We start from the raw sequence: 2,010 nt of genomic DNA, 5'->3' as shown, positions 1-2,010 counted from the left end.
CGACCGGTCTCCGGATCGATGACACCCTTGTCGCCTAAGCTCAGCAGACCCCGCGTGATGTCCTCGCGATCTCGACTGCCAAGATAGCCTTTCATCGACATCGCATTACGGGCGTGCACGACACCTACATCGCCCGCCGCTACTTCATCGCCAGTCTCTGGATCAAGTAGCTCTAAACGTCCGTTCCAGACAGGATGCCCAGCAGTTAACGGATCTTCCCTCAGATCAGAGGGATGCGAGTAGGAGACAAGAAGACCCTCTGTGGAACCATACCCAGAACCGACGATGTACCCGTACTGCCGGTGCAAACCATGCACCAAATCCTCGCTCATCGCATTACCTGCATTAAGAATAAACTTGAGCGAGGACGTATCATAGCCTTCCGGGTCGGAAGCATGTATAGCTAGCTGATCCTTGAGGAAGACCGCAGAACTGATCAAACCATCACAACGGTATTGATCAATCTGACGCAGAACGTTCTCAGCATCGAAGACCCGCTGGGTCACAACAGTACAACCAGCGAACAGCGCGATACACGACGCTCCCCAACCAAGCACATGGAACATACTTGCCGTCATCTGCAGAGAGCACCCCGCTTGCAACCCACATGATTCCACGGGCGGGCCAAGGACCCCCAGAGGTACATGAGGCTCACCATGTTGAACAGCCTTCGGAGTACCACTTGTCCCCGACGACATCAGAACAACACTCCCCTGCGACGGCCGACGCTCAAACACGACTTCGCCCGCACCCGGGGTGGACCACAAATCACGCAACGCAGGAAAGTCAATGTCTTCACGAGAGCCATCACCGACCCACGAATGGCATACCTTGATTCCAGCCCTCTCATCAGGTACCCGGTCATCGAACTCAGAATCGATGAACAGAAAATTAATTCCATGATCAGCAGAAATGCTGGATATCTGCGCGCGACTCGCTCCGACATTCAGAAGGAAGGTTGTGAACCCGACATACCCCTTCGCTGCCAACGGAATAATGAAACCGCGGCCATTACGGGCCATAATCCCGACTCGACTATCAGCGTTAATTCCGTTAGCGACAAGCGACTGAGCAGTCAAGACTGCCTGTTCACGCAACTCGGAGAACGTGAGCTCACCCTCATCATCAACCAGTGCAACCCGATCAGGGAAACGGTCAGCAGCAACCTCTAACAGTCCCGAAAGCGAAGCACCATAGCGTCCGATACCCTTCACCGTGGCGAAACCGTCCTCGAGCCGAAAACCATTAAAAAAGCCCGCCGAGATAGCTGCTCGAGCACCGCGAAACAAACCTTTTGCATCAAACAGTAGTTGCTGACCTGAGCTTCTCATATAACGCCACTATCCTTCCTCGTCCACCGAAAACGATGTCCTCTTCTGACAGGGCCCCGGACGGGATCCCCCAACTGCACTACCAAAGATTAGCCCACATCAGGTGGACCTATCTATGACCAGAGACCTCGAGGGCTTGCGTCGTCGAATCGAACATATTAAACAGCACCGGGGTCCCGCTTGAAAGAATCCCGATCGGATGCAGCACGCCCGCACGGTTGACTGTCAACGCCGCTCCAGAATCACCAGAGATCGCCGGAATCAACGCGAAGATATCTCCCGTCGCCGCGTTGACCGATAGCACCGGCCCGCACGTCCTTCCCGTGGAGGCACCGTCTTTGCACACCATGTCCCCCACGGCGACCGACGATACTGGAACCGGAGCACCGACCCGCGCACGCGGGGCAGTGGCGACCTGGGCGAGGAACTGGTCAACCTCCCGGATTCCCACAGCCGGTGCGCTGGTGACTGTCCCAGTGTCACTGACTCCAGGGGACAGGGGAAACACGGAGTAGTCTGTCACCGTCGCACCGGGACCAAGCCCGCCGACCTCGGACTTGTACTGGATCGGTCCATTCTGCGGCGTCCACAGCACCGATCCTGAACCTGTGGTTATTCTAGTAGGCTGCCCGCCGAGCGTATCGGGGTCTACACAATGACCAGCCGATACGCCGTAGAG

The 2,010-nt window shown here is 56.4% G+C and carries 2 protein-coding genes; both read right to left on the bottom strand.

What is annotated here, in order from left to right; all coding sequences use genetic code 11:
* Window positions 1-1,331: AMP-binding protein (locus tag BJF89_RS11370; protein ID WP_083650679.1), on the bottom strand; the 1,331-nt coding region annotated here is incomplete at its 3' end.
* A gap of 109 nt (window positions 1,332-1,440) precedes the next feature.
* The coding region (locus tag BJF89_RS19150; protein WP_222843837.1) for a S1 family peptidase at window positions 1,441-2,010 on the bottom strand (570 nt) is incomplete at its 5' end.

The sequence above is a fragment of the Corynebacterium sp. CNJ-954 genome (assembly GCF_001942345.1).
Lineage (GTDB): Bacteria > Actinomycetota > Actinomycetes > Mycobacteriales > Mycobacteriaceae > Corynebacterium.
This window is presented reverse-complemented; position numbering and strand designations above follow the sequence as displayed.